The sequence below is a fragment of the candidate division KSB1 bacterium genome (genome assembly GCA_034506255.1).
Lineage (GTDB): Bacteria > Zhuqueibacterota > Zhuqueibacteria > Zhuqueibacterales > Zhuqueibacteraceae > Coneutiohabitans > Coneutiohabitans thermophilus.
Window position 1 is genome coordinate 41,333 of the sequence record JAPDPX010000010.1, and the last position, 24,717, is coordinate 66,049.

Genomic DNA, 24,717 nt, shown 5'->3' on the forward strand with positions numbered 1-24,717 from the left:
GAAGGCCCTGTCACTTCGCAAGATGCGCCCGGGCTTTTGCTTTTTTTCGGGAGTACTGTGCACAACACCGGGTGCTCCACAAGATCCGCCGGCATGCCCCTGCGGCCGGGTGGTCAAACAACTACGGCAGCTCGAATTCCGCCACCACCGGCGCATGATCAGATTCGGGAAATTCCACGTCGGTGCGGAAGGCACCGGATTCATCCGGCAGGGTTTCGTTGTGGATTTCGGTGCCGCGATAATACGCCAGCAGCGGCCGCGAGACGAGAATGTGATCGAGCATCATGCCCCGGCCGAGGTGTAAAAAGCTGTAGCGCGCGGAGGCGGGCACGGACAGCTCGCAGGGGGCGAGCACCCGCGCCAGCAGCGCGGGATTGCCGGTGTCTTCCACCTGCCCGCGAATGGCATGTATTGGCACGTCGTCGAGATCGGCGTTGAAATCACCGGCCACGACAATCAGGGCTTCTTCGCCGGCGGCCAGGGCTGCATCGAAAAGCTGATCGATCAGCATGCGCGTTTCCAGCGCCTGGCCGACGCGTTTCATCGACGAAATGAAATATCCCTCCGCCCACCCCGCCACCGTGCGCCATTTGTCCTGGGTGATCTGTTGTCCCGGAATATTGCCCGGCACTTTCGATTTCAAATGCAGATTGATGACGTGCAGTTTGCGGCCGCCGCCGAGATCGAGCGTGACGTGCAGAATCGGCCGCTCCCAGGTTACGGCTTTCGCTTCGGTTTCGGCGGGGATCGCCGTCATCTTGCGATAAAGCGGTTCGCGCGCATAATCATGGCGAATCTGTTGCTGGGCGATCACCGGGAAGCGGCTGACGACGACCAGGTTGCGTTCGTCATAGGCCTGGTTGTTGCTGGTGCGGGTGTATGCGAGATGATAAGCCGCGTAAGGCGTGTTTTGCAGCAATCGTTGCAGGGCCGGCAATTGCCGCGGCTGGCCGGTTTGCTCCTGGCCGTTGACTTCCTGCAGGCAGAGAACATCGGCGCGCAAACGCTGCAATTGCGGCCGCATCACCGCGATGCGGTCCGCCAGGGTGGGGGATTGGCCGGGCTTGTCGTCGAAATTCTCCAGGTTGAATGTTGCCAGGCGCAGTGAAATTGCCATGCTTCTTCTCCTTTTGCAGACACTTCGGGAAAATGCCGGGCGGCGTTTCACGATAACGGCGCGGCCGGCCGCAGCCACTCCGCCAGCTTTTTTTCGATCGGAAAGGCGTAAAAATCATGCTGGCACCGCCATCGTGCCAACTGTCTGACCGGCCATTTCACCCAACCGCCATTCTCCGACCAGGCGAAGCGGTGATAGAATTTGAAGCGCTGCACGTACTCCCACTTTTCCGGCGACACCCACGCGCCGCGGGATTCCACGTAATCGAATGCCGCCCACTCTTCGAGTGCTTGCGGCATGGGATAGCCGCGGGTGCGCACGAGATCGGCCAGCGGCGAACCGGGATAGGGCTGATAGAAAAAAATCACGGTTTCGAATTTCGGGCTCATCGCGCGCAGCCGTTTGGCGGCCTGCAGGCTCGCGGCAACACTCTCGGGCGATTCCTGGGGAAACCCGACGATGAAGGGAAAAATCGCGGCGAGATTGAAGCGCTTGCAGCGCTCCGCTGTCGCGAAAACCTGTTCGATGGTGATATCCTTCTTCAGCCAGCGCAGGGTTTGCGGATCCCCCGATTCCACGCCGACCATGACCCGGCGCAAGCCGGCGCGCCGGCACAGGGCGAAGAGGTCATCGGGCATGCGCACCGCCTGATCGGCGCGCAGCGTGCCGGCCCAGGTGAATCGCAGATGACGCCGCAAAAACTCCTCGGCAATGGCCGCGACGCGATCGGCATGCGTGAAAAAGGTCTCGTCTTGAAAATTGAGATCCGCGAAAGCGAAACGATGCCAGAGCTGCTCGAGCTCTTCGCCCATGCGCTCCGGCGCGATTCCGTTCCATTTGCGTTTGAAGACCTGGGGATCGGCGCAAAACGCGCAGCGGAAGTGACAGCCGATCGAGGAGATGTAATCGAGCTGGCGCTGCTGTTTGCGGCGAAAGTATTCCTCCACCGGAATCAGATCATAGCGTGCCGGCGGGAAGGTGTTCATGTCGCACAGCGGTCGGGCCGGATTCTGCTGAATTGTCCCGCCCGCACGATAAGCCAGGCCGGCCACGCCCTGCAGACTTTCGCCGGCGGCCAGCCTCTCCACCAGCTCGCGAAACGTTGCCTCCCCCTGTCCCTGCGCAGTGATATCGATTGCTTTTTCCGCCAGGCATTCGGTGGGAAAAAGCGAGGGATGCCAGCCGCCCCACACGACAGGCAAATCCGGCTGCAGTGTTTTGACGGCACGCGAGAGGCACAGGGCATCACGAATTGGCGCACCGGTGAGCACGGAAACGCCCAGACAGAGCGCGTCCGGCAGATGCGGCCGCAGCGCGGCCAGGGGATCGTCCGTGAGGCGGCCGTCGACGATGATCACCTCAAAGCGCGCCGGGTCGAGGTTCGAGGCAATGGCCAGCAGGCCGAGCGGCATGGTGAAGAACACCGCGCGGGGATTGTAAAGCAGAATTTTCCGGCGTTGTGTGTTCACGGGTGCAAGCTTGGTGTGAAACGCGCGACTCACCGGCGGCGGAAGAGCAACGCCACATGATCGCCCCAATTGCGCAACACCGGCCAGTCGGCAATTTTTTCCTCACAGTGCGCGAGGGCGCGGAGCCATGCCGGTTTGCACGCCAGCCGGCGGACATACGGCGGCGGCACCAGCAGGCCGACACTGAACTGTCGCACCAACACAAACCAGGGAGCGAAGCAGGCACGCATCTCCGCCGGCGTGAAATAGCACGTGCGCACCGCGCTGCCCGCGAGATTGACCAGGACGCCGTGGCGCCCAAGCCAGCGGCGGAAAGCAGTGCGCGGCCGGCCGCACAACAGATGACAGGTGATTTCCCACGGGCACAGCGGCGGCATGACGACGAGGAAAACAGGCGCGCCGGGTCGCAGCACCCGCGCTGCTTGTTCGGCAAAGCCGCGCAAATCCGCCACACAATTGAGCGCACCGAAATTGGAGAACATGCCGTCGAAGGGTGCCGCCGCTGTGACTGGTGCCAGCGCTTCGGCCGCGGTCTGAACCAGGCGGACACGCGGCGCACAGCCGGCGGCGTTCACTTTGGCCTGCGCCACCGCCAGCATGGCAGCCGCCGGTTCCACACCCACCACGGTGAAGCCCTGGCGCGCAAAGAAGACCGCATCCGTGCCGGTGCCGCTGCCAATCTCCAACAAGCGCCGGCCGCCGGCAAAAGTGGGCAGCGCGGCTTGTTGCAGGCGTTGCCGCATCCATTGCAAAATGGGATTGGCGGCCTCCCCGGCGTCGTAGCTCGCAGCGAGAGCGTCGAAGGGGGCAGGCTTTTCGACTGGTTGCCGCTCGATCACAGGCATCGAATCAAATTGGCCTGCAGGTGTTGGTCTTTCACGCAGTGCACCATGCACATCGCCTGCCGCACGGCCGGAGAAACAGCGGCGCCGGCGGCACCTTGAAGCCGGCGCGACCAGCAGGGTCACGCCGGCGCAATCCCGTCAAGTCAGCTCACTTCCACGTCACGAGATAGGCGCTGAGTGCCTCCAGCTCGGTTTTGCCGAGCTTTTCGCCGAACTTGGGCATGGTGGAGTCTTTCACGAACTTTTGCGGGTCGACGAAGTGATCGTAGAGCCATTTGTAATCACGTTTGGCGCCCACGCCGGCGAGCGCGGGGCCGGTGTCACTGCCGGTGCCCTGAATCAGGTGGCAATTGCGGCAGGATTCCCGCACCATGATCAAACCGGCGGTCACGAAGTTTTCGGGCGCGGCATCTGCGGCCTTGCGATGGTCCAGGTAGGCCGCAAGCGCCTCGCTTTCTTTTTCCAGCATCTTCTTTTTGGCGCGTTCGGACTTGGGTTCGCCCAGCGCCATGGGCAGGTTGAGATCCGTGGCATGCTTGGCGTGGCCGGCGGCGTCATAGTTTTTCTTGATGGCGGTGAATTTTGTCGCGCCCTGATTGTGGCAGTCACCGCATTTTTTGGCGGCGTAAATGCTGCGGCCGGCGAGGGCGTCGAACGGCGGGGACGCGGCCTTGTCTTGTGCCGGCAAATTGCCACCGAGCAACAGCAGCATGATGAATGCGAATTCCGAAGACTTCCGCATGATTTGCTCCTCCAAAGTTGATGGTTGCACCGCCTGAAATCACGATCTTCCGAGGGAATGTATCTGCAATGACCATGGCTGCCAAAGCAGAATCTCCGGGATGTTCCGGGCCCGGTGTGCGAAAGCGCCGGCAGCATCGGAGCGCGAACGTTGTTGGGCGGACCAAGATCAGTCGTTGGGGGCGCCCTTGGCAATCCAATCGCGCACGGCTTGAATGGCAGAGACGCTCAAGGCGGGCTGCCCGGGCGGCATGCGGCCGGCACTGCCGCCAATGCTGTTGTCACCGATCAGTTTGAGATAGAGCACACTGTTGTTGGGATTGCCGGGCGAGACACGCGGTTTGCCGTAGGTGGCGGAATTGACATTGACCAGGTTGTTGTAGGCCGCGCCGGCAGCGAGCGACATCGGCGCGTTGCCGCCCGGATGGCAGCCGGCATTGACGCAGCGCGGCGTCAGGATGTTCGCTTGAATGCTGGAGAAGGTGGTGGGGTCTTGCGGGGCGGACGGTGCGCTCAAATCGTGCTGGCAGGCTGCCAAAAGACCCGCAACTCCGCAGGCCGTCAGCAGCCGCAGGCCGTACCACCGCAGGAATCGGAAAGACATGGAACATCTCCTGTTAGAAAGGATAGCTGAGAATGCGATAGATATTGAAGCCCAGGCGAAAATCGCCGTCGGCAAAATCGAGGTTGCCGCCGCTCAAATATTGATTGGTGGTGTTGCCGCCGGAGTTGGTCACGAACAGGTGGAAAACGTGGCCGCCAGCTTTGATCTCGAGACCCGCGACGAAGGTGTCATTGAAAACTTGCCTGCCGCCATCCACACGCGGACCGCCGACGATGAGCGCAGTTTCATCGCCGGAGACGATTGGCACGATCTCGGAGAAGAGCGCATATTTCTCGTTGAACGCGAACTTGCCGCCCACGCCGATGGTGACCAGCGGATCTTCACCGTCCACCGTCACGTTGCCATTGAGCAGGATGCCCGGCACCACTGCCAGGGAAACCCGCGAGCCCAACTGCCTGGTGATCGGCACCTGGCCAAAAATCGCAAAGCGCTCCGCATCCGTGCGGCTGAGATTGCCGGCGGTTGGATTGGCGGGATCCGGAATCCCCTTCAAAGTGGCCCAATCCACGCCGGCATAAAGCGCGGCGGACAGCGGCACCGAGCCATCGCTTTTCTGGCGCAGAAAACGCCATTTGCCGCCGATCTCGAAGGTGGCATTCAGGCCCGAGCGCGCGAGGCTGAAGGTGAAATCATCGGTGAGCGGAAACGCGAGTTGTGTCATCATGAAGGCGCCGCCATCGAGACCAAAGAGCTGATCGAAGCCCTGAGCGACGGGGGCTTTGAAGCGATGGGCGATGCGATACATGAAGGCGCCTTTTTCCACCGGCTCGGCGGTGGGCAAATTGGCAAGCGACCAGCCATAAAAGGCTTGGGCATATTGCCGCCGCGGCGCTGCCACTTTGAGGTCGGCAGCGAGTGAATTGATCCAGGCTTCAATGGTCTTGATCTCTTCCGGCGAAAGCGGTGCCGCGCCCTTGGGCATGCGCTCGCCCTTGATGGCGGCCGAACCGCGGATCTTGCCCATCAAGTAACTGTTGCCGGCATCGCCCGGTTTGACGCGCAGGTATTTCGGCAGCCCCGAGCTTTTGACATTGATGAGACTGGCCTTGAAACCCTCTTCGGTCAAGTCCAAACCCTGCGGGGCAGAGGTGCCGGCATGGCAGCCCGCAAAGGCGCATTTGGCCTCGAAGATGTCGAGCACGCGATCTTCCAGCTCATCCGGTCGGCCGGGGTAGGCAAAGGCCGGTTCTTCCACGGGGCTGGCCGCAAACGGCCTGGTTTCGCCGGCCCGCGTGAAATTCGCGCCTGCCAGCGCGAGTAGCACGCTCAGAAAAGCGGTCAACCAGCGAGGGCGCAATTGCATCATGATCTCCTCCAAGTTGAGTTCATGAGAAGGTCAAAGCGGCAGGGAGACAGCGGGAAAGAGACGCTGCTGTTTTGCCTCTGCGCTGTCAGGGTTTATCGACTCCGCGGCGGCTCCCTCTACTGCACGATGATGACCCCGGTCTGCTGCGGATGCACGGTGCAGTAGTAGGGGAAGCGTCCGGCTTTGCGAAACGCCACCATGTAGGTTTCATTTGTCTTCAAAGGTGGCGAGGGGGAAAAATCACCCGCCGGGTGGGTGGGCGTGCCACTGGTGATGTCATGAATGGTATTGTCCTTGTTGGTCCATTCCACGGTGGTGCCGGTGGCAACGGTCAACTCCGGCGGATCGAAGCGCGTTGCTTGAATCCACACTTCATTTGCGCCGCGCGTCGGTTCAAACGGATTTTGCTGGCCGCACTGCACCAGCAGCAAGGCGAGGGCGGCCAGCAGCAAGACTGCCGCCAACCGCTTAGGGGCACGCATGCGTTTCTTTCCTCTCTTCCCACGCCGCCTGCAGCCGGGCGAGCCCGGGCTGCAGGCGCGCCTCCAATTTTGTCCGAAGACGGAAACGATGATCGTTGGTAAACAGCAGGATGCAGCCGGCTTGCGCTGTGACCGCCCCGGCCGGCAGGTTTTGCGTGCGCCGTTGAATCCGGCGGCGATAAAACATGAAGACAAGTCTCTCGAGTTGATCGAATGGAGCGAGCGCCAGCACCGCCTCCATCAGGCGCTGCAGCCGCGCCGGTGGAGCGGATGCAGCGGCGGTCGCCAGCGGATGCGCCAGCCGCCGGCGACCGCCGGCCTGCGGCAGAAAGGTCCGACACCAGGCGTTGGCCGCCATGAAGCGGCGCAACATGGCGGTGCCACTCAACGGCAGCAAATGAACGATTTGATGGGCGATGAAGAAATCGCGTTCCGGCCACGCAAGGTGGCGGTGACCGACCAGACAGTTCAGGCAGATGATCCTGCGTTTGCCGAGCAATTTGGTAAACAGTACCAGGCCGGCGTAAACAGTCCACAAACGCCGGCTGTCGACAATCAGAAACAGATCAATATCGTCGTCTGCCCGGCCGTTTTCGAAGGCGAGCGCTCCGGAAAGGGCCACGGTGCGCACGAACGGGAATTTACTGATGCGCGCCAAAATTCTGCGATGGCGCTGCAGCAAATGCCGGCTGAGCTCGCGCCGTTCCGCGCGCAATTCGGGCAGATGGCGGCGATCAGCCAGAAAGAAAAAGCCGCAGGACTCTGCGATCAGGCCGTGCTGATGCAGAAACTGCAAGGCAGCAGCGACTTCGACCGGGGTGGCGCGCACGCCCGGGAGGCCCTCGTGAATCTCCGCGCGCGCCAGGGGATAGTCAAACAAATCCGCATATGCCAGGGTGCGTAATGCCGCTTCGGCAACTACCCGCATTCTCTCCGGAGTCATTGCAAACGCAGCCATGCCATTGCGGCAGGCCGGAATGGCTGTGCCCTTTGCCGGGGGAAACATGCGAACGGAATTTTCTTTGGACAAACTTTCGTAAAACGCAACCATCTGTTCGGCCGTTTTGCGCCAGGTGAAGCGACGGGCATGCCGGCGGCCGTGGTGACAGAGTTCGCGGCGCAATTCCTGGTTGTCAACCAACTCCGCCATGCGGGCAGCCCATGCCCCGGCATCGTTGTCGCACAGCATGGCGCGGTGGCCTGCCAGTTCCCGCAGGGCGGAATTGTTCGCAGCCAGGGCAACGGCGCCACCGGCCATCGCCTCCAACAGCGGAAAGCCGAAGCCCTCATAGTGGGAGGGCAGAACTACCAATGCCGCAGCCTGATAAAGTGCGGGCAAATCCATTTCAGGCACGTACCCCAGCAGCCGGACGCGGCCGTGCAGGCAGTAAGCAGCCAGGGCCTGCTCGAGGGCGCGGGAGCCGTTGCCCGGTTGACCGGCGAGCAACAACACATGATCCCGCCGGCCGTTGAGAGCGAAGCGGCGAAAAGCTTCGATCAACATGCCGAGGTTTTTGCGCTTCTCGCAGGTTCCCACGAAAAGCAAATAAGGCGCGCCGCCGGCGTATTTTTGGCGCATGCTCTGCTTGTGCTCCTCGGGGACCGGGACAAAGAACTCTTCGTGTACGCCCGAGGCAATGACGGTCACGACGCCGTGGCGGTCAGGCAGTGACAGCCGGTGGGTGAAGCGGCGATAGTCGCGCGCCGTGGCTTTTGAAACAGCGAGAATATGATCGGCACGGCGTGCCGCCTGGGTGATCGCCGCCTGAAAATAGAGGCGCTTGCCCGCGGGATAAAATTCCGGATGGAGGAACACGCCCAAATCGTGAAAAGTCGAGACCAAACGCACGCCCGGCTGCGGGCGTGGCAGGGCGTAGTGCGTGCCATGCCAAATGTCCAGTTTGTGTCGCCGTGCGGAACTGCTCGCGCAGAAATGCTGCCAGACCAATCGCAGCGGGCGGGGGTAATTGGGGAGTTCCACCCGGTGCATGTTGGCTGGCAGATTGGTGAAGCGCGGTGCATCCTTTTTTTTCACGAATATGTAATACTCGTGATCGCGCTCCAGGCTTGCCAGCCCTCTGATGAGACCGAGTACGTAGCGTCCCGCTCCGGCCAGAGAAGGCGGCAGACAGGTTGCGTCAATTCCTATGCGCAATGCAAACTCACAGTTTGGATTTCGAGACGGTGAGTGAAGCAACGATGGCGCAGGCGCTTTCTTTCAGCTCAGCCCTTGCTTACGACAGCGCCGGCAGCATTCCCGTCATCCTGCAAAGCGCACGCCAGCGCCTTATTCTCGACGGCAATGCGCACTCGCAACAACGCAAGATTGATCAATGAAGCAGTTATCAAAGTCCACCACGCCTGAAAAAGCAATGGAATGAAAAAAATCTCAGCAATGACCACGCCATAATTGGGATGCTTGCACCAGCGGTATGGCCCGCGCTTGATCAAAGGCGCGGCGGGAATCACCAGAATCTTCGTGTTCCAAAAACGACCGAGTGTGGCCAGGCACCAATAGCGCAGTGCCTGGGCCGTCAGAAGCAAAGCCAGAATCACCGGCCAGTAGGGATGCAACTGTGGTCCGCGCAGGAATCCCTCCACGGCCAGGCCGGGCAAAAAAGCGGTGTGCAGCGCTACAATAAAACCATAATGATCGGCACCGAGTTCCACCGCTCCGTGTTGGCGCAGCCACTGCTCGTTGCGCCGGGCATGCCACAGCTCGAGCAGCCGCTGCACCACCAGCACCGCAAGCACCGCAAGCAGGAATGTTTGCGGTCCGCTCACAGGCAGCGCCCCAGGATCATTTCCGTGGAGAAGCCCGGTCCGAGCGTGGTCGCCAGGATGTGGCTTCCGCTTTTGTAATCGGACGATTGCAAATACTCGTGCCAGACGAAGAGCACGGTCGCGCTTGACATGTTGCCGTAGTCGCGCAAGACCTGCCGCATGTATTTTGTCTTGTGCGGTGGAATCTCGAGCGCTTCCGCGTAAGCCGCGATCACTTTGGCGCCACCGGGATGCGAAAGGAAAGCAGAAATGTCCTTTACTGCCATGCCCTGGGCGGCCAGAAACTGCTCAATGGCGGGCCGCGCCGATTCCCGCACGATGGTTGGAATATCCCTGGAGAACAGCACCTTCAAGCCGTCATCGTGCATTTCCCAGCCCATCACTTCCAGCGAATTGCGCCAAGTGATGGCGTTGGAGGCCAGAATCTGGATTGCAGGCGTCTGGTCATGCGGACAGGCATCACCGAGCAACAAGGCGGCGGCGGCACCATCTGCAAACAGCGAGGTGGCAACGAAATTGCTTTTTGAGAGATCCCGGCGGATGAAAGTCAGGCTGCACAATTCCAGCGCGATCACCACGGCGCGCCTGTCCGGATAGGCTTTCAACCAGTCGGCGGCGCGGGATAAACCCGCCACCCCGCCGGCACAACCCAGGCCCCAAAGCGGAGAACGCCTGACCGAAGACCGCAAAGGCAGCGTGTTGACGAGATGGGCATCAATGCTGGGAGTGGCGATGCCGGTGCTGGAAACGAAGAAAACGTGATCGATTTCCTCCGGCGCGAGCCGATGTTGCGCACACAGCCGGCGCACGGCTTCAGTGGCCAGCGCCACCGCCTGCTCGGTGTACAGTCGGTTTTTCTCGCTGAAACGGTGATCCTGGCCGTACCATTCCGCCGGCATGCAAAAATGGCGCTGTTCGATTTCAGCATGTTTAAAAATGGGCAAGAGGCGGGCAACATTGAGGACAGAGCCCCCAAAAAGCTGGCGGGCAAAATCACCTGCGACTTCCTGACGGTAAACAAAAGGCGGCACGATGGTCTCGATACCAACCAGCAAAGGCACCTCGCCGTCACTCCTTTAAATGATTGCAAGAACAGAGCAGAGACCTTACGATGAACGCGGCAGGAGATGGCATGAGAAAAAAATTATAAAAATATATACACGAAACCCCTCAAATGCAAGTGCAAGTTTTTTCCACAGTCATGGCGGTTGATCCGCCCTTGCTGGCCGTATGCGGCAGGCAGGCCATTCAAGCAACTTGAACTCGCTGCGCACCATATGCCTCATTCAAACCCCGGCATCGTAATTTTCGTGTGGCCTCTTTTGCCGCTATTTCGGTATATTGCCGGACTTTCGCCAGCTTGGATCACTGACCACCGAGCGTATGAAGCGCCACTGGTCGCTTCATCTGTTCGCCAGCCGGAGATGGAAGGATTTCATGATCATGCGCAAACGGCTGCCCCCGGACGTGATATTCGTCACTGCGGGGATTGCCACCGCACTCAGCTATGGCATGCTGGGTGGGGAAATCATGCCCGCGGCCCTGCATCTGCCGGAAGCGAGGGTGCCCTGGTTTCTGGCGCTCGTTGGCGCGCAGTTTGTCTTGTTGCTCACGGCTTTTGGGGCCCTGCGCCGGCACGCTGGCGATGGCGCTCTTTCGCGCAAATTCAAATGGCTGATCATGGGATTTGCCGTGGTGTTCCGCCTTTGCCTGCTACCACAAACGCCGTGGCTGTCAAATGACATTTATCGCTACGTGTGGGATGGCCGGCTGGTGACGCACGGGCTGAATCCCTATTCCCTGCCACCCGCGGCACCGGAGCTGGCGGGCTTGCGCGACGCAGCGGTGTACGGTCGCATGAGTCACACCGGAGTAAACACCGTCTATCCACCGCTGCTGCAGTATCTCTTCGCCGCCGGGGTGGCGCTGGCCGAGGCCTTGGATTTCAATCCCGTGCTCAGCTTGAAGGCCATCCTGCTTTTATTTGATCTCGTGCTCATTGGCATGTTGCTGCACATGCTGCCGAATTTTGGCCCGGCCGCCGGCATGGTTTTGCTTTATGCTTGGCATCCCCTGCCGGTCATCGAAATCGCCGGCAGCGGTCACAGCGACGTGGTGGGTGTGCTGTGCCTTGTCATGGCAATGCATGCGAGCCGGCAGAATCATCATGCCAGAGCCGGCTTGTTTCTGGCCCTGGCATTTCTGGTGAAATTTCTCGCACTTTTATTGCTGCCCTTCTGGCTGATGATGGCGTGGCGCAGCGCCGGGCGGCGGGCCGCGGTCCGGTGCTTCACTGCTTTTGCCGCCACGATTCTGTTGGGCTACGCGCCTGTTGCAGGGGCCGGCTCACAGCTTCTTGCGGGATTGCTGGTCTACTCCGCGAAATGGCGCTTCAATGACAGCTTCTTTGCGATGCTCTTCAACGCCGTGCATGCGTTGCTGCCGGATCGCCTGGTTGTGCTGTTGATGGTGCCGCCGGATTGGGAGGTGACGCCCACAGTCTTGCAAACCCGGCGCATCGACCTGGCGCTGCATCTCGCCAAAGCCGGCGTGACTGTGCTGTTTCTGCTGATCTCCATGCGGGTCGGCCGGCACTTTTGGCAAACGCCAGCCGTGGGCATGACGGCTCACCTGCCGCAGCTCTCACTGGCGATTTTGGCATCGTTGCTTCTGCTCTCCCCGACTCTGCAGCCTTGGTATTTGTTGTGGCTTTTACCCCTGCTTTGCCTGAGCCACGAAGTCCGCAAAGCTGGCTCGCCTCCGATCTGGCAGCCGGCCCTGATCCCCGCCTTGGCTGGGAAGCCGGCACTCGGCGGCTTGTGGCTGTTGACGGCCACCGTTTTCCTGTCCTATTGGATTCTGCATGATTATTTGGTCAGCGGCTTGTGGCGCGAGGCGGCCTGGTGGAAATGGTTGGAATTTGGTCCACCATATGGTCTGCTGTTTTGGGGAATTGTGGCCCAGCGGCGCATGCCCAGCCTGCAAAGACAGAAAATGAAAATGCCACCGGCTGAAGCCGGAGGCATTTGATCATCAGGTTGATACGGAAGGGAGGATCAGCCCAAATATTTGCGCAGGGGTTCCAGACGGGAGCGGTGCCGCAGCCGGCGCAGGGCCTTTTCTTTGATCTGACGTACACGCTCACGCGTCAGCTTGAAGTGTTCGCCAATCTCCTCCAGGGTCAAAGGCCGGTCGCCATCCAAACCGAAGTAGAGCCGGATGATTTCGGCTTCGCGCGGCTTGAGGGTGGACAGGACTTTGTCGATTTCCACCTGCAGGGACTCCTGCATCAATCCTTCATCCGGCGGAGCATAGCGGTCGCTTTCGATGACATCGAGCAGACTGTTTCCCTCTTCTTCCTTGAAAGGCTCGTCGAGCGAAAGATGGCGTGCGGAAGTTTTCAACACGTCCGCCACCTCATAGGCAGTCAGTTCCATCTTTTCGGCGATCTCCTCCATGCTGGGCTCGCGGCCGAAGCGCTTCTCCAGCTCTTCCAGCGCGCGGCCGACCTTGTTGATGGCACCCACGCGGTTGAGGGGCAGACGCACGACCCGGCTTTGCTCGGCGAGCGCCTGCAGAATCGATTGGCGAATCCACCAGACTGCATAGGAGATGAATTTGAAGCCCCGGGTTTCATCGAAGCGCTGCGCGGCTTTGATCAGACCGAGGTTGCCTTCGCTGATCAGATCCTGCAGCGGCAATCCCTGGCCCTGATATTCCTTGGCAACGCTGATGACAAAGCGCAGGTTGGCTTTCACCAGTTTATCCAGGGCCTTGCCATTGCTCTTGCGGATCTGGCGCGCCAGTTCCACTTCCTCTTCGGGAGCCAGTGGGGAATATCCACCAATCTCTTCGAGATATTTCTCAATCGACTGTTTGGTCCGGCTTTCGGTTACTTTGCGTTTCTTGGCCATGTGTTCATCCGATTGCGATCATGTTGCCATGATCAAACCAATAGTGTGCATAGACTTATGAGACAGCTAATACACGCTCATGCGTGCAATTGCGGAAAGCAAGCATGCAGAAATCCTGCCAGGCATTAGCGCATCCGCAGTCGATTTGCTCTGCGAATGGCGTTTTCCCGACGCATGCGCCTGCGCTGGCTGGGTTTGAGATAGTAGGTTGACTTTCTGAAATCCCGCAACACACCCGCGCGATCACATTTGCGCTTGAACCGGACGATCGCGCGGTCAAGCGACTCTTTTGCGCCAACAGTAACTCGGACCATATTTGGTAACCCCTTTCGCTTTAACTCTCTTGGGTGTAGCGGGCGGAGCGTCAAGGTTAGAAATTTAGAGACCTTAACAACCCGCTGGCAATTCATCTTAACTGCCCGAGGAGAGATAAAGTTCCACCATTGTCTCAAACGATCCGGCGGTTAAGCTGTTGGAAGATTTTGAGTTCAATTACATTTTTGTCAGTGCTGTTCTCGCGGGTGACAATTCTCAGAATGCTGGCATGAAGACGTTGCATCTGGCCATTTTGTTTTGCCGCCAGCGAAAAACTTTCTTCATAATCCCAGCGCGATAAAAATTTTACCGACGTAACTTCGATGAATTCCAAAAGAATAGGCTTGTTTGTTCTTTTTTGAGAGCGCGGAATATACAGCAATAATCTCACATTGTCAAGCATGTGACAAATATTTATTGCCCCCGCAAACGGGTTGACAGCCCTCCTGCCTTGATGCGCCAGGTTCGGAACCGCGATAGCACGCCTCCGGCAGAAGTGATTGGTCCTCTGCTCATGCCGGCAGATAGATGATGAAATTGCTGCCCCGCCCCACTTCGCTCTCCACCCGAATGGTGCCGCCATGCTCCTCCACGATTTGCAAAGCCAAAGCCAAGCCTATCCCGGTGCCTCTTTTTTTGGTTGAAAAATAAAAATCAAAAATCCGGTTCAGATTTTCCCTGGGAATGCCTTTGCCGGTGTCACGAAACCAAACCACAGCATAAGGCCGGCGGGTGTCCTCAAGCGACCGGCGGTTCACCAGGTCGAGACCAATGATCAGCCGGCCGCCGCCGGGCATGGCTTGCACTGCATTGATGAAAATGTTGAGGAAGACCTGATGCATCCGGTTGGGGTCCAGTTGTACGCGCAAATTGCTGACGCGATAGTCACGCTCCACGCGCACGCCTCGTTGCAGCGCCGCCGGGGTTTCCATTTTGACCAGTTCATCGAGCAGATCGTTGAGGCATTGCTCGGATTTTTCGAGTTTGGGCGGCCGAGCGATCATCAGGAAATTGCTCACCAGATCATCGACCCGCCGGATTTCCGCAGCCAGGATTTGATGATAATGTTCGAGCTTTTGCGGATCGATTTCGGGTCTGTGAAACTCCCGCCGCATCAACTGCAGGTTGATCACCATGGCGTTAAGCGGATTGCGAATTTCATGCGACAGCACCGAAGAGAGCTTGTTGAGGGTCTCCAGCCGTTCGGCCCGCTTCAGGCGGTCTTGAAAGCGGCGCAAGCGCCGTGTCATCGCATTGAAATGCAACGCCAGAGTGCTGATCTCATCCCGGCCGAGGCGCCGAATTTGGTGTTTCAGGCCGCCCCGGGAGATTTCCGTGATGCCGTTGATCAGCTCATTCACCGGCTTGACGATTTGTCTGGTGTAGACGGCTGCGATAAGCGCCGCCACCAGGGCGCTGCCCGCCATCAGCAAAAAAATCTGCATCTCCATGACGCGTGAGGGGGCGAAGGCCTCGCGGGTGGGCTGTTGGATCACCGTGGCCCACCGCTGCCCGGCAATGGGGGCATAAGCTGCCAGCATCTCGACGCCGTGACGATCGACGTAGGTGTGACTGCCGCTTTTACCGGCGATGGCAGCCGCAACGATGGCAGCTTCCTCGAAGCGCTGGCGCTCCAGCACCTGCCGGCGGTCGGTGTGTGCGATGTACTGGCCGTCGGAACGAAAGATGAAGGCCTCGCTCCTGGGACCGACGCGATTGCTGTCCACCAGCGCCCAGATTTCCTTCAGGTCGACTTCGGCGAGCAGGCAGGCGCTGACCTCATCAAAGACCAGCACCGGCTCGGCGATGTCCATCAGCGGCAATTTTTCATCGGAGATGTACACCGGCGAGGTGTGGCTTTTGTTGTTGCGGATGGCGGTGAGCAGATCCGGATCGACCGAGTGACCCCGCGGCACGCCGAAGGCCGTCGAGCGGATCACCCGGCCGAGGGTATCGAGCAGCGAAATCTTTTTGAAGATGGGAAACTCGCGCACGATCTTGTTGATGATCAATTCCTGCCCCATGCGGTCGTTGCCGGAGAACGCCGGGCTTTGGGCATTGATGCGCAGAATGTCATGTGCGCGCCCGAGCGTGGCGCTGATCAGGGAGGAGGAGCGGCGGGCAAACTGCAGGTTGCGATCGAGAATGGTCTCGCGGATGGCCTGTTGCGCCGTATGAATGAGAATCTGGCCGGTGATCAACAGGGGAATGGTCACCAAAAAAATATGCGAAATCAGCAGGCGGGTGAAGAGCCGATGTCGAATGGGGATTGGGGGGACCTGCATGTCAACGACCCGTCACGTAAAGCGCGCGTTGCGGTTTCACCGGCGATGAATTCCTCGCCGGCCACAGCGAGGCGGGCGGTCAGCGCACCCGCCATTCAAAAAAAGGTTTGGGCCTGCCGTTGCCGTTGAGATAGTCGGCAAAACCCGCGGCGTTGATGATATGCCACACCAGCCAGGGATGAAACAGAAAGGTGGCGGGCTGATCTTCCGCCAAAATCAACTGCAGTCGCATGGTTGCCGTCCGAATGTCCTCCTGCCGCGTGAAGTTGCGCAGGAGCGTCTGGGTGTGCCAGTAAGGCTCGCTGCGGTAGCCCAGCCGGCCGCTGCCGGAACCATCGCCAAAAAACTCCAGCAGGCTCGCGGGCGAATCCGCGAAACGATGCTGCAGCAACACGGCATCAAAGCGGCCGCTTTGCACCGAATCATTCAGCGCCGCGGCACTGAGCGGTTCGGGAATGACGTCGATACCGATTTGATTCCAGTCGATTTTGATTTGGCGGGCGAGTTGCTCCTTCAGCTTCACACCCTCCTGGAAAAACAGGCGAAAACGCAGCGGCCGGTTGTTGCGGATGCGAATGTGTTCCCGGTTCATCCGGCCCCAGCCCGCGGCCTCCAGCAGTGCGATCGCGAGGCGGGGGTCATATTTCACTTCCCGTACCGCCGAGGTATAGTAGATGCTTTCCTTTTCGAAAGGCCCGCGCGCCAAATCCGCTTCGCCGGAGAGCACCTGGCGCAGAAACTTCTTGCGGTCAATGGCATGGCCGAGCGCACGGCGCACCGCCAAATCACGCAACAGCGGGTGCGCGTAATTGTAACAGATCAGATCAACGGTATTGCGGTCGGGCGGCAGCGGCACGATTTGATAGATGGAACCGGTGTTTTGGATCTCCTCGGCGGAAGCCTTGCTGGTGAGCACGGCGTAGTCGATGTTGCCCAGGATGATCTCCGAAACCAGGCTGCGCTCGCTGGTAAAAAAACGATATTCGACACCGGTGGGAGGCCGCGCACTGGGCACCTGCGAAAGCGGTGCGCTGAATGCCGAAGGCTTAAAGGTGAGGAAAAGATTGTTGGTCTTGCCGGCAACCATGGAAAAGGGGCTGGCATCACCGGTTTCCGCAACCAAAAAATCACCGGCGCGGGTGTGCAGCGCAAGCCGGCGCACGTCCTGCTCGCCAGTCAACAGCCCCACCACCACGGCTCGCGGGGCGAAGAAACCCGGCTGCGCCGTGGCCGGCATTCCCCCGGCACCGGCGAGCAGCCAGAGCAGAGACAAGCCACACACCAGGCGGCGGGCAAGGTATGTTTGGCGCAAGCACACCATCATTTTTTGGAAGACAGCAGCAGACCCAGGACAAATCACACTGGGCACGATGGCTCCGGCCCTTTCCGCTCCGGGGGTCATTCGTGGAGGTTTAGCGCTTGGGTGGGAGGATTTTTCTGCAAGTGTGGTAGCAATGCGATGCAACCAGATCCTGCCATGTGATGCAAACATCGCGGCAATCTGCGGCGTGAGGCTGTGCGCACGCCGGCACCACCGGCGACGGTGCCCGGCAGCCCGCGACCGTCTTCCGGCATGTCACCCGTGGCCCGTGCGGCGCATGCCCGGCGTGTCAGGGAAGAAGACGATCGACCGCCACCTTACTTCCGGTTCTGCAGCACGCGCCGAAAAGCGTCGATTACCCGTGTGATGTCGGCGGCGGTGATCTGCAGGTGTGTCACTGCCCGCAGACGGCGTTTGCCCGCGGGTGAAAGCCAAACTCCTTCGTGTTTCAGGGCCTCGCTGAGCGTCGCAGCCTCGTGCGCCGGATCGCTGATGTCGATCATGACGATGTTGGTTTGCACCCGCGTCAAATCCACCCGCACTTCCGGCATGTCCGCCAGCGCCCGTGCCAGTTGTGCGGCATGTGCGTGGTCCTCCGCCAGACGATCACGATTGTGCTCGAGCGCGAACAACGCCGCCGCCGCCAGAATTCCCGCCTGCCGCATGCCGCCGCCAAATCTTTTGCGGCAACGCCGCGCGGCTGCAATAAACTCCTGAGTGCCGGCCAATGCCGAACCCACCGGCGCGCCCAATCCCTTGGAGAAACAAACCGAAACTGAATCACACAATCCGGCATACCGGCTGGGGGCCAAACCGCTGGCGGCACACGCATTCCACAGCCGCGCACCATCCAGGTGCGTGCGCAGGGAGTTGCGCGCGGCCAGCTCGCGAATCTTCTCCATTTCCGCCAAAGGCCAGATCGTACCGCCCGCGAGGTTATGGGTGTTTTCCAGCACCACCAGCCGCGTGCGGGGAAAATAGTAAACCGGCGGCCGGATTGCGGCTTCGATCTGCGCGGCGGTGATCACTCCCGCATCACCGGCGAGGGGGCGCGCCGACACGCCGCTCAACGCCGCGGCGCCACCCAGCTCATAATCGAGAATGTGCGACTGTGCCTCGCAGATCAACTCATCGCCAGGTTGGGTGTGGCAGTGAATGGCGATCTGATTGGCCATGGTTCCGCTCGGCACGAACAGGGCGGCCTCCTTGCCGAGCAGTTGCGCGACATATTCCTGCAGGCGATTGACCGTGGGATCTTCGCCATAAACATCATCTCCCACCTCGGCCTCGGCCATTGCACGGCGCATCGCCGGCGTCGGTTGCGTTACTGTGTCGCTGCGCAGATCCACCACGGACATGGGCCCTTGCAATTTTGTTCGCCCGTCCCTCACACACACGATTCACCACTGCTGTCCCGTCCTTCCCCCGGAAGGCAAGTGGTGCAGCAGCGCATATTCAGACCGCTCACTTTATCGGTTTTCGTTCAAACTTGCAAGGGAAATCTCCCCGGGCGGCGCGTGCCGGCAGCGTCCGGCGGGAGCTGCCACTTGTTTCTCAGACTAATTTGACTATATTACAGCGCTTCTATTTGCTGTCATCCCGCTTGCCCGTTTCATCGGGATGCCGGCAAGGCAGAACCAACTGCGGGAGGGACGGGATTGCACAGGCCGCTTCCCACATGCACAAAAGGCGGCCGACCGTACTTTGCGCATTTATCAAGCCGGAGCGAGGATGTGCAGCTTGCCACAGTGATGCGCTTTGTCAAACTCGAGCATACATTGTTTTCCCTGCCGTTGATTTTCAGCGGGGCGATACTGGCGGCGAACGGTCTGATTTCGGGGCGACTGGCATTGCTGATGTTGCTCGCTGCGGTCGGGGCGCGCACCGTTGCCCTGGCGCTGAATCGCATCATCGACCACAAAATCGACAAACTCAATGCCCGCACGGCCGGGCGTGAGCTGCCGTCCGGTCGCATGACGCTGGCGCAGGCTGTGGCAGTAATGCTCAGCGGGCTGGTCCTGTATTTCGTGAGCGCGGGCTTGATCGGCCGCTTTTGCCTGCAGTGGTCGCCGCTGCCGCTCGCCATTTTTCTTTTTTATCCCTACATGAAACGGTTTACCCCCCTGGCCCACTTCGGGGTGGGTCTGGGGCTGGCAATGGCGCCGTTGGCAGGCTGGGTGGCGGTCACCCAATCACTGCACAATCTCTTTCCCGGGTTGTTGTTCGCGCTGTTTGCGCTGCTGTGGGTGGCAGGCTTCGACATCATCTATGCCACGCTGGACGAGGAATTCGACCGCCGGGCACGCCTGCATTCGCTGCCGGCGGCACTGGGCCGCACGCGCGCCCTGCGCGTCTCGGCTCTGCTGCATGCGATGGCGTTCGTGGTTTTACTCCTGATTTTTGCGCTCTATCTTCGCTCCTGGCCGGCGTTTCCCTTTCTGGCCGCTGCCGGCTTCCTGCTTTATCTCGAGCAGGCCAAAGCCAGTGATGTGGAGCTGGCCTTTTTCAAAATCAACGCCGTGCTGGGCTTCGTGATCCTGGTGATGGTTCTCGTAGGAGTTCATTTTCCGTGAGAATTGCCATAGGCGTGACCGGCTCCTCCGGCGCCGTTTATGCCGTCGAATTCATCAAAGCCTGCCCGGGCGACAAGTATCTGATCGCCAGCAAGTGGGGCAAAGTCGTGCTGCAGGATGAAATGGGAGTGACCGAGCGCGATCTGCAGCCGCATGTCAAAAGGATTTTCTCGAATGATGACTTGCACGCGCCGCTGGCCAGTGGCTCCAATGCCCTGGACGCCTTCGTCATCATTCCGTGCACCACCTCCACGCTCGGCAAAATCGCCTCCGGCATCGGCGATTCGCTGATCACACGTACCGCACAGGTTGCACTCAAAGAACGTTTTCGCATGGTTTTGTGTGTGCGGGAGACGCCCCTGTCCTCGCTGGCCCTCGAACAGTGTCTGCGGCTGTCGCGCGATGGTGTCATCATCATGCCGATTTCCCCTCCGCTGTATTTTCTGCCCACCACCGTGCAGGCCTATGTGCAAGCCTTTGTCGACAAAGTGCTGGGTGTGCTCGGCGTGCGCCAAAGCCGGGGATGGCGCGCCGAAGAATTGGAGTGAATCTCTGCGGCCCAAGCAGCGCCAGGAACAAGGCGCGTGAACCGGTTTCGCCAACGGAATCGCGCTTGCGCTCTTCCTGACAGAAAAAGATGCCCTGGCCACAAAGATCTCGAGAAAGCCCTGACATGAACTCTTCGCCAAGCGTCTGGCAGCGTGAATTCCTGCGCCTGAGTCAGCAGCTCCCGAGTGAGTGGCTGCTGCGCTGGCGCAGTTGGCAACGCCGCCTCGGACCGGCACGCATTCTGGTCGCCAGTTTTGCCGGATTGATCCTGGTTGGCGCATTTTTGTTGACGCTGCCGGCGGCTTCCACCGGAGAGTCCCCGGGGTTTGTCGACGCGCTCTTCACCGCCACCTCCGCCACCTGCGTCACCGGCTTGACCGTGGTCGATACCGGCACAACTTTTTCGCGTTTCGGCCAGATCGTCATTTTGGTGTTGATTCAGCTTGGCGGTTTGGGGTTGATGACGTTCTCCACGCTGCTGCTCTACCTCCTGGGTGGCGGCCGGCTCTCGCTCAGCAGCCGGGATCTCTTGCAGGAAACCTTCAGCCAGGGCCCGGTGCAAAATCTCAAGGCGCTGCTGAAAACGATTTTTCTTGCAACGTTCACCATCGAGCTGGTGGGGGCGATGCTGCTGACGCTGCGTTTTATGAGGGATTTGCCCAGCAGCACCGCGGTTTATCACGGCATTTTTCATGCAATCTCCGCCTTCTGCAATGCCGGTTTCGCCCTCTACAGCGACAATCTCGAAAAATACCGCGGTGATTTGCTGGTTAATGTCACCATTACCTCGCTCATCATCATCGGTGGATTGGGGTTCGTGGTGATCTTCGAGATCAACCGCCGGCTGCGCAATGACAGCCGCACCCCCTCCCTGCATGTCCGCCTGGTGTTGCGCACCACCGCCTGGCTCATTGCTTGCGGTGCCGCGGCCATCCTGCTGCTGGAAATGAACAATACCATGGCCGGGCTTCCCTGGGAGACGCGGCTGCTGACCAGCTATTTCCAGTCCGTCACCGCGCGCACCGCCGGCTTCAACACGCTCAATATTGGCAGCCTGTCGGATGCGACGCTGTTCATCCTGATCATCCTCATGTTCATTGGTGCCTCCCCCGGCTCCTGCGGCGGCGGGATCAAAACCACCACGGCCGCGGTGCTGCTCGCCCTCATTCGTTCGCGTTTTGGCAACGAAGAGAACGTGCATTTGCTCTATCGCCGCATCCCCAATGATGTGCTGGCCCGGGCAATCTCCGTCGTGTTCTTTGCCAGCGTGCTGATCGCACTCTTCACCTTCCTGCTGTTGCTTTCGGAGACCGGCGGCATGGGCCACCAGCAAACCCGCGGCCTCTTCCTGGAGCTGTTCTTCGAAACCACCTCGGCTTTTGGCACGGTCGGCCTGTCAACCGGCATCACGCCCAAACTCACGCCCTTCGGCCGCATTCTGATCATCATGGTCATGTTCATCGGCCGCCTGGGTCCGTTGACGGTGGCACTGGCGGTGGGGCCGCAGGCCAAAACCCGCTTCACCTATGCCCGGGAGAATGTTTTGGTGGGATGAGAGCAAGTGGCGGGCAGGCCGTCCTGCCTGACAAGGCAATGAGCTTTTCAACGGGATGGAATTATGCGCAGTTTCGCAGTCATCGGATTGAGCAGCTTCGGCTATCATTTGTGCAAACACCTGGCTGACCTGGGCGCGCCGGTGCTGGCGATCGATGTCGATGAAGAGAAGATCGAGGACATCAAGCCTTTTGTCCAGAAAGCGGTAGTGGCCGATGCCAAGGACAAAGAGGTGCTGCGCAGCCTGGGTCTGGAGGATTTCGATGTGGTGGTGGTGACGGTGGGCGAACCCATTGAAGCCAGCATCCTGATCACGCTCTATCTGCGCGAGCTGGGTGTGAAGGAGATCATTGCCAAAGTCATCACCGAGGATCACGCCAAGATTCTGGACAAACTCGGCGCTTCCAGCGTGGTCTTCCCCGAGCGTGACATGGCCAAGCGGCTCGCCTACACCCTGCGGCGCTCGATCCTGCTCGACTATGTCTCTCTGGGCGAAGGCTACGGCATTGTGGAAATGGGCGCCCCCTCCGAGTGGCTCGGCAAGCCGCTGGCCGCGCTCGATGTGCGCCGGCGCTACAACGTGCAGATCATCGTCATCAAAGACGTGTTGTCGGACAAGGTCATCATCATTCCGGGTGGTGATCACGTCATCAAGGACAGCGACGTGCTGGTGATGGTGGGCCGCGAAGAAGATTTGGAAAAGGTCGAGAAACTGTGAGCCGCGCAGCCGGTTCACTTCACCGGCCGGCTCTCCTCCCCTGACAGAAGCGGTTCCGGGAAAATGAGTTTGCGCAGCACGCGCTGCCACGGCTTGCCGGAATGGCCGGCTCCACCGGAAATCAGGCCACTGCTCAGCTTGAGATGCAACCATCCCCCCGCCATTACCCCCAGACTGTCAGCGACGGCATCCCGCCAATCCATGTGCCGGCCGGGAACGAAATGCTGGTGCATTTCATCGGAAATGCCATAGAGGGTGCCGAGGATGAAGGTCAACAGCAGCAAAGTGGCGCGGCTCCGGCCCGCACGGGCGCGCGCCAGCGCACCGAGCAGTAAAAAACCCAATGGCAGATAAAGCAGAACGTGTGCCCATTTGTCGTCCCACCTGGTCAGCCGGACCGGCGGATCCCAATCGGGAATGGAAGATTGGACAAACAGGACGGCTGCCCACAGCAGCGGCGCCCGGTAATTCTGCCAAAAGCTGCACCATCCGGAACGGTTGTTCATGCGAATCTGAAGAAATTTTTGTCATTTGTTGGAGAAAAGCTCATGCGCGCCGGGGACTGCTGGTCTCCAGGAAGGCCGGCGCGAGATGGGCAAGAATGTCACCGGCCAGCATGCTCCACATCCCCAGCCTGGCGCAGGCCAGATCACCGGCGCGGCCATGCAAAAACACTCCCAACGCCGCCGCCCGTTCCGGTTCCAGGCCTTGACCGGCGAGGCCGGCGATCACGCCAGTGAGCACGTCGCCGCTGCCACCGGTGGCCATGCCGGCATTGCCGGTGGAATTGATCAAGACCTCCTGCGACGGCAACGCGATGACCGTGGGCGCACCCTTCAGAACCACAATCTGCCCGAACGCCGCTGCCGCCTGCCGTGCCGCAACCAGGGGATGCTCATTCTGTGCCGCCGGCCACAAACGCCTGAGCTCGCCGGGATGCGGCGTGAGAATGAGCGTGGCGCGGCTGCTGCGCAGCGCGGCAGGATCGTCCGCCAGCACATTCAACCCGTCGGCATCGAGCACCACGGTTTTGTCGTAGTTCGCCAGAATCTGCCTGACCAAACTGGCGGTCGCCGGCGCGATGCCCAAACCCGGCCCGAGTGCCACCACCCCGGCCCACGCCAGACGCTCGCGCAGCATTTCAAAGGCGCCCGGCGCGATCCTGCCTTCCTGCTCTGGCAGCGGCAGCTTGATCACCTCGGCCGTGGCGGACTCCAGACTGGGCAGCAACGACAGCGGTGCTGCAAGTACCACCAAGCCGGCACCGGCGCGGAGAGCAGCGGTCGCGGCCAGACGGGCTGCGCCGCCGAAGCCCGCGGAACCGGCAATGACCAGAATCTGGCCCACGCGATTCTTGAACGCATCCGGCGACCGCTGGGGCAACCAGGCTGGCATGGCGTCCGGATCGAGCCAGTAGGTGCGACAGTGTGCTTGCTGATAAGCCCGGCGGGGAAAGCCGATGTCTGCAACCACCAGCTCGCCGGTGTGTTCACGGCCGGGGGAAAACAGCAGCCCGGATTTGCGGGCACCGAAGGTGACGGTGACGCTGGCGCGAATGCACGGGCCTGCCACCGCACCCGTGTCGGCATTCATGCCGGTGGGCAAATCGACTGCGACAATCGGACGGCCGCTGTGATTGAGATGAACGACGGTGTCGGCGAGCAGGCCGGAGAGAGGGCCGCGCACCCCGGTGCCGAGCAGTGCGTCAATCACGAAATCACTGCCGGCGAGCGCGGGCAACCGGTCGCCAGTCCGCAACACCTGGATTGGGTGGCCGAGCGTGGTGAGCAACCCGTAATTGGCTGCGGCATCACCGCGCAAATCTTCCGGTTCGCCCAACAAAAAAGTCTCGCACTTTACGCCGGCTTCACCGAGTAAACGCGCCACCACCAAGCCATCACCACCGTTGTTGCCCTTGCCGCAGAATATGGCGGCGTGTTTGCCCGCCAGCGGCTGCCAGCGCCGGCGAATCACTTCAAACGTGGCGCGGCCGGCATTCTCCATCAGCACCCGGCCGGGCAGGCCAAGCGTGCCGATGGTGTAGGCATCCACGGCCTGCATTTCCTGTGCGGAAACCACCGGCGGCAGGGTGGAAAGACGTTCGGAAAAAGTCATGGCG

Annotated in this window: 23 protein-coding genes; 5 read left to right on the forward strand and 18 right to left on the reverse strand. The window is 60.3% G+C overall.

Features of this window, described 5'->3' with window-relative positions; translation table 11 throughout:
• Positions 1 to 121 precede the first annotated feature (121 nt).
• From ONB52_19230 to ONB52_19275, 10 genes are all read right to left on the reverse strand, one after another.
• Positions 122 to 1,117, reverse strand: coding sequence for an endonuclease/exonuclease/phosphatase family protein (locus tag ONB52_19230; protein MDZ7418264.1), 996 nt, complete (start codon positions 1,115 to 1,117; stop codon positions 122 to 124).
• A gap of 47 nt (positions 1,118 to 1,164) precedes the next feature.
• The gene (locus ONB52_19235) at positions 1,165 to 2,586 is read right to left on the reverse strand and encodes a B12-binding domain-containing radical SAM protein (protein ID MDZ7418265.1); all 1,422 of its coding nucleotides are present in this window, start codon (positions 2,584 to 2,586) and stop codon (positions 1,165 to 1,167) included.
• 29 nt (positions 2,587 to 2,615) lie between these two features.
• Positions 2,616 to 3,431 carry a methyltransferase domain-containing protein gene (locus ONB52_19240; GenBank protein MDZ7418266.1) on the reverse strand — a complete coding sequence of 272 codons (816 nt, stop codon included), beginning with the start codon at positions 3,429 to 3,431 and terminating at the stop codon, positions 2,616 to 2,618.
• A gap of 148 nt (positions 3,432 to 3,579) precedes the next feature.
• Positions 3,580 to 4,173, reverse strand: coding sequence for a cbb3-type cytochrome c oxidase subunit II (locus tag ONB52_19245; protein ID MDZ7418267.1), 594 nt, complete (start codon positions 4,171 to 4,173; stop codon positions 3,580 to 3,582).
• 168 nt (positions 4,174 to 4,341) lie between these two features.
• On the reverse strand, positions 4,342 to 4,776 hold the full coding sequence (locus tag ONB52_19250) for a hypothetical protein (GenBank protein ID MDZ7418268.1): 435 nt from the start codon (positions 4,774 to 4,776) through the stop codon (positions 4,342 to 4,344).
• A 13-nt stretch (positions 4,777 to 4,789) separates the two neighbouring features.
• The gene (locus ONB52_19255) at positions 4,790 to 6,103 is read right to left on the reverse strand and encodes a DUF5777 family beta-barrel protein (protein MDZ7418269.1); all 1,314 of its coding nucleotides are present in this window, start codon (positions 6,101 to 6,103) and stop codon (positions 4,790 to 4,792) included.
• A 116-nt stretch (positions 6,104 to 6,219) separates the two neighbouring features.
• Positions 6,220 to 6,585, reverse strand: coding sequence for a cupredoxin domain-containing protein (locus tag ONB52_19260; protein MDZ7418270.1), 366 nt, complete (start codon positions 6,583 to 6,585; stop codon positions 6,220 to 6,222).
• A complete protein-coding gene (locus ONB52_19265; protein MDZ7418271.1) occupies positions 6,572 to 8,740 on the reverse strand; it encodes a glycosyltransferase family 4 protein in 2,169 nt (722 codons plus the stop codon). The genes ONB52_19260 and ONB52_19265 overlap by 14 nt, the downstream gene beginning before the upstream one ends.
• A 68-nt stretch (positions 8,741 to 8,808) precedes the next feature.
• A complete protein-coding gene (locus tag ONB52_19270; protein ID MDZ7418272.1) occupies positions 8,809 to 9,369 on the reverse strand; it encodes an isoprenylcysteine carboxyl methyltransferase in 561 nt (186 codons plus the stop codon).
• A complete protein-coding gene (locus ONB52_19275; GenBank protein MDZ7418273.1) occupies positions 9,366 to 10,430 on the reverse strand; it encodes a type III polyketide synthase in 1,065 nt (354 codons plus the stop codon). The genes ONB52_19270 and ONB52_19275 overlap by 4 nt, the downstream gene beginning before the upstream one ends.
• A 376-nt stretch (positions 10,431 to 10,806) precedes the next feature.
• Between ONB52_19275 and ONB52_19280 the strand changes: the two genes are divergently transcribed.
• On the forward strand, positions 10,807 to 12,399 hold the full coding sequence (locus ONB52_19280) for a hypothetical protein (protein MDZ7418274.1): 1,593 nt from the start codon (positions 10,807 to 10,809) through the stop codon (positions 12,397 to 12,399).
• A gap of 26 nt (positions 12,400 to 12,425) precedes the next feature.
• Here the strand turns inward: ONB52_19280 and ONB52_19285 are convergent, their stop codons facing one another.
• The 6 genes from ONB52_19285 to ltaE form a co-directional block, all read right to left on the reverse strand.
• Complete coding sequence (locus ONB52_19285) at positions 12,426 to 13,283, reverse strand: RNA polymerase sigma factor RpoD/SigA (protein ID MDZ7418275.1); 858 nt, start codon at positions 13,281 to 13,283, stop codon at positions 12,426 to 12,428.
• 125 nt (positions 13,284 to 13,408) lie between these two features.
• Positions 13,409 to 13,597, reverse strand: coding sequence for a 30S ribosomal protein S21 (rpsU, locus tag ONB52_19290; GenBank protein MDZ7418276.1), 189 nt, complete (start codon positions 13,595 to 13,597; stop codon positions 13,409 to 13,411).
• A 134-nt stretch (positions 13,598 to 13,731) separates the two neighbouring features.
• On the reverse strand, positions 13,732 to 14,181 hold the full coding sequence (locus ONB52_19295) for a hypothetical protein (protein MDZ7418277.1): 450 nt from the start codon (positions 14,179 to 14,181) through the stop codon (positions 13,732 to 13,734).
• Entirely contained in the window at positions 14,111 to 15,883 is a 1,773-nt protein-coding gene (locus tag ONB52_19300; GenBank protein ID MDZ7418278.1) for an ATP-binding protein, read from the reverse strand. The genes ONB52_19295 and ONB52_19300 overlap by 71 nt, the downstream gene beginning before the upstream one ends.
• A gap of 79 nt (positions 15,884 to 15,962) precedes the next feature.
• Positions 15,963 to 17,195, reverse strand: coding sequence for an ABC transporter substrate-binding protein (locus ONB52_19305; GenBank protein ID MDZ7418279.1), 1,233 nt, complete (start codon positions 17,193 to 17,195; stop codon positions 15,963 to 15,965).
• Between the two features lie 326 nt (positions 17,196 to 17,521).
• Entirely contained in the window at positions 17,522 to 18,562 is a 1,041-nt protein-coding gene (ltaE, locus tag ONB52_19310) for a low-specificity L-threonine aldolase (GenBank protein MDZ7418280.1), read from the reverse strand.
• A 375-nt stretch (positions 18,563 to 18,937) separates the two neighbouring features.
• On the opposite strand from ltaE, the gene ubiA reads away from it, so the two are divergent.
• From ubiA to ONB52_19330, 4 genes are all read left to right on the forward strand, one after another.
• A complete protein-coding gene (ubiA, locus tag ONB52_19315; protein MDZ7418281.1) occupies positions 18,938 to 19,777 on the forward strand; it encodes a putative 4-hydroxybenzoate polyprenyltransferase in 840 nt (279 codons plus the stop codon).
• Positions 19,774 to 20,325, forward strand: coding sequence for a UbiX family flavin prenyltransferase (locus ONB52_19320; GenBank protein MDZ7418282.1), 552 nt, complete (start codon positions 19,774 to 19,776; stop codon positions 20,323 to 20,325). The genes ubiA and ONB52_19320 overlap by 4 nt, the downstream gene beginning before the upstream one ends.
• 125 nt (positions 20,326 to 20,450) lie before the next feature.
• Positions 20,451 to 21,881, forward strand: a complete 1,431-nt coding sequence (locus ONB52_19325; GenBank protein MDZ7418283.1) for a TrkH family potassium uptake protein — start codon at positions 20,451 to 20,453, stop codon at positions 21,879 to 21,881.
• A 63-nt stretch (positions 21,882 to 21,944) separates the two neighbouring features.
• A complete protein-coding gene (locus ONB52_19330; protein ID MDZ7418284.1) occupies positions 21,945 to 22,598 on the forward strand; it encodes a TrkA family potassium uptake protein in 654 nt (217 codons plus the stop codon).
• Positions 22,599 to 22,612: 14 nt separating this feature from the next.
• Here the strand turns inward: ONB52_19330 and ONB52_19335 are convergent, their stop codons facing one another.
• Entirely contained in the window at positions 22,613 to 23,104 is a 492-nt protein-coding gene (locus tag ONB52_19335) for a VanZ family protein (GenBank protein MDZ7418285.1), read from the reverse strand.
• A 40-nt stretch (positions 23,105 to 23,144) separates the two neighbouring features.
• Positions 23,145 to 24,713, reverse strand: a complete 1,569-nt coding sequence (locus tag ONB52_19340) for an NAD(P)H-hydrate dehydratase (GenBank protein MDZ7418286.1) — start codon at positions 24,711 to 24,713, stop codon at positions 23,145 to 23,147.
• Positions 24,714 to 24,717: the final 4 nt, after the last annotated feature.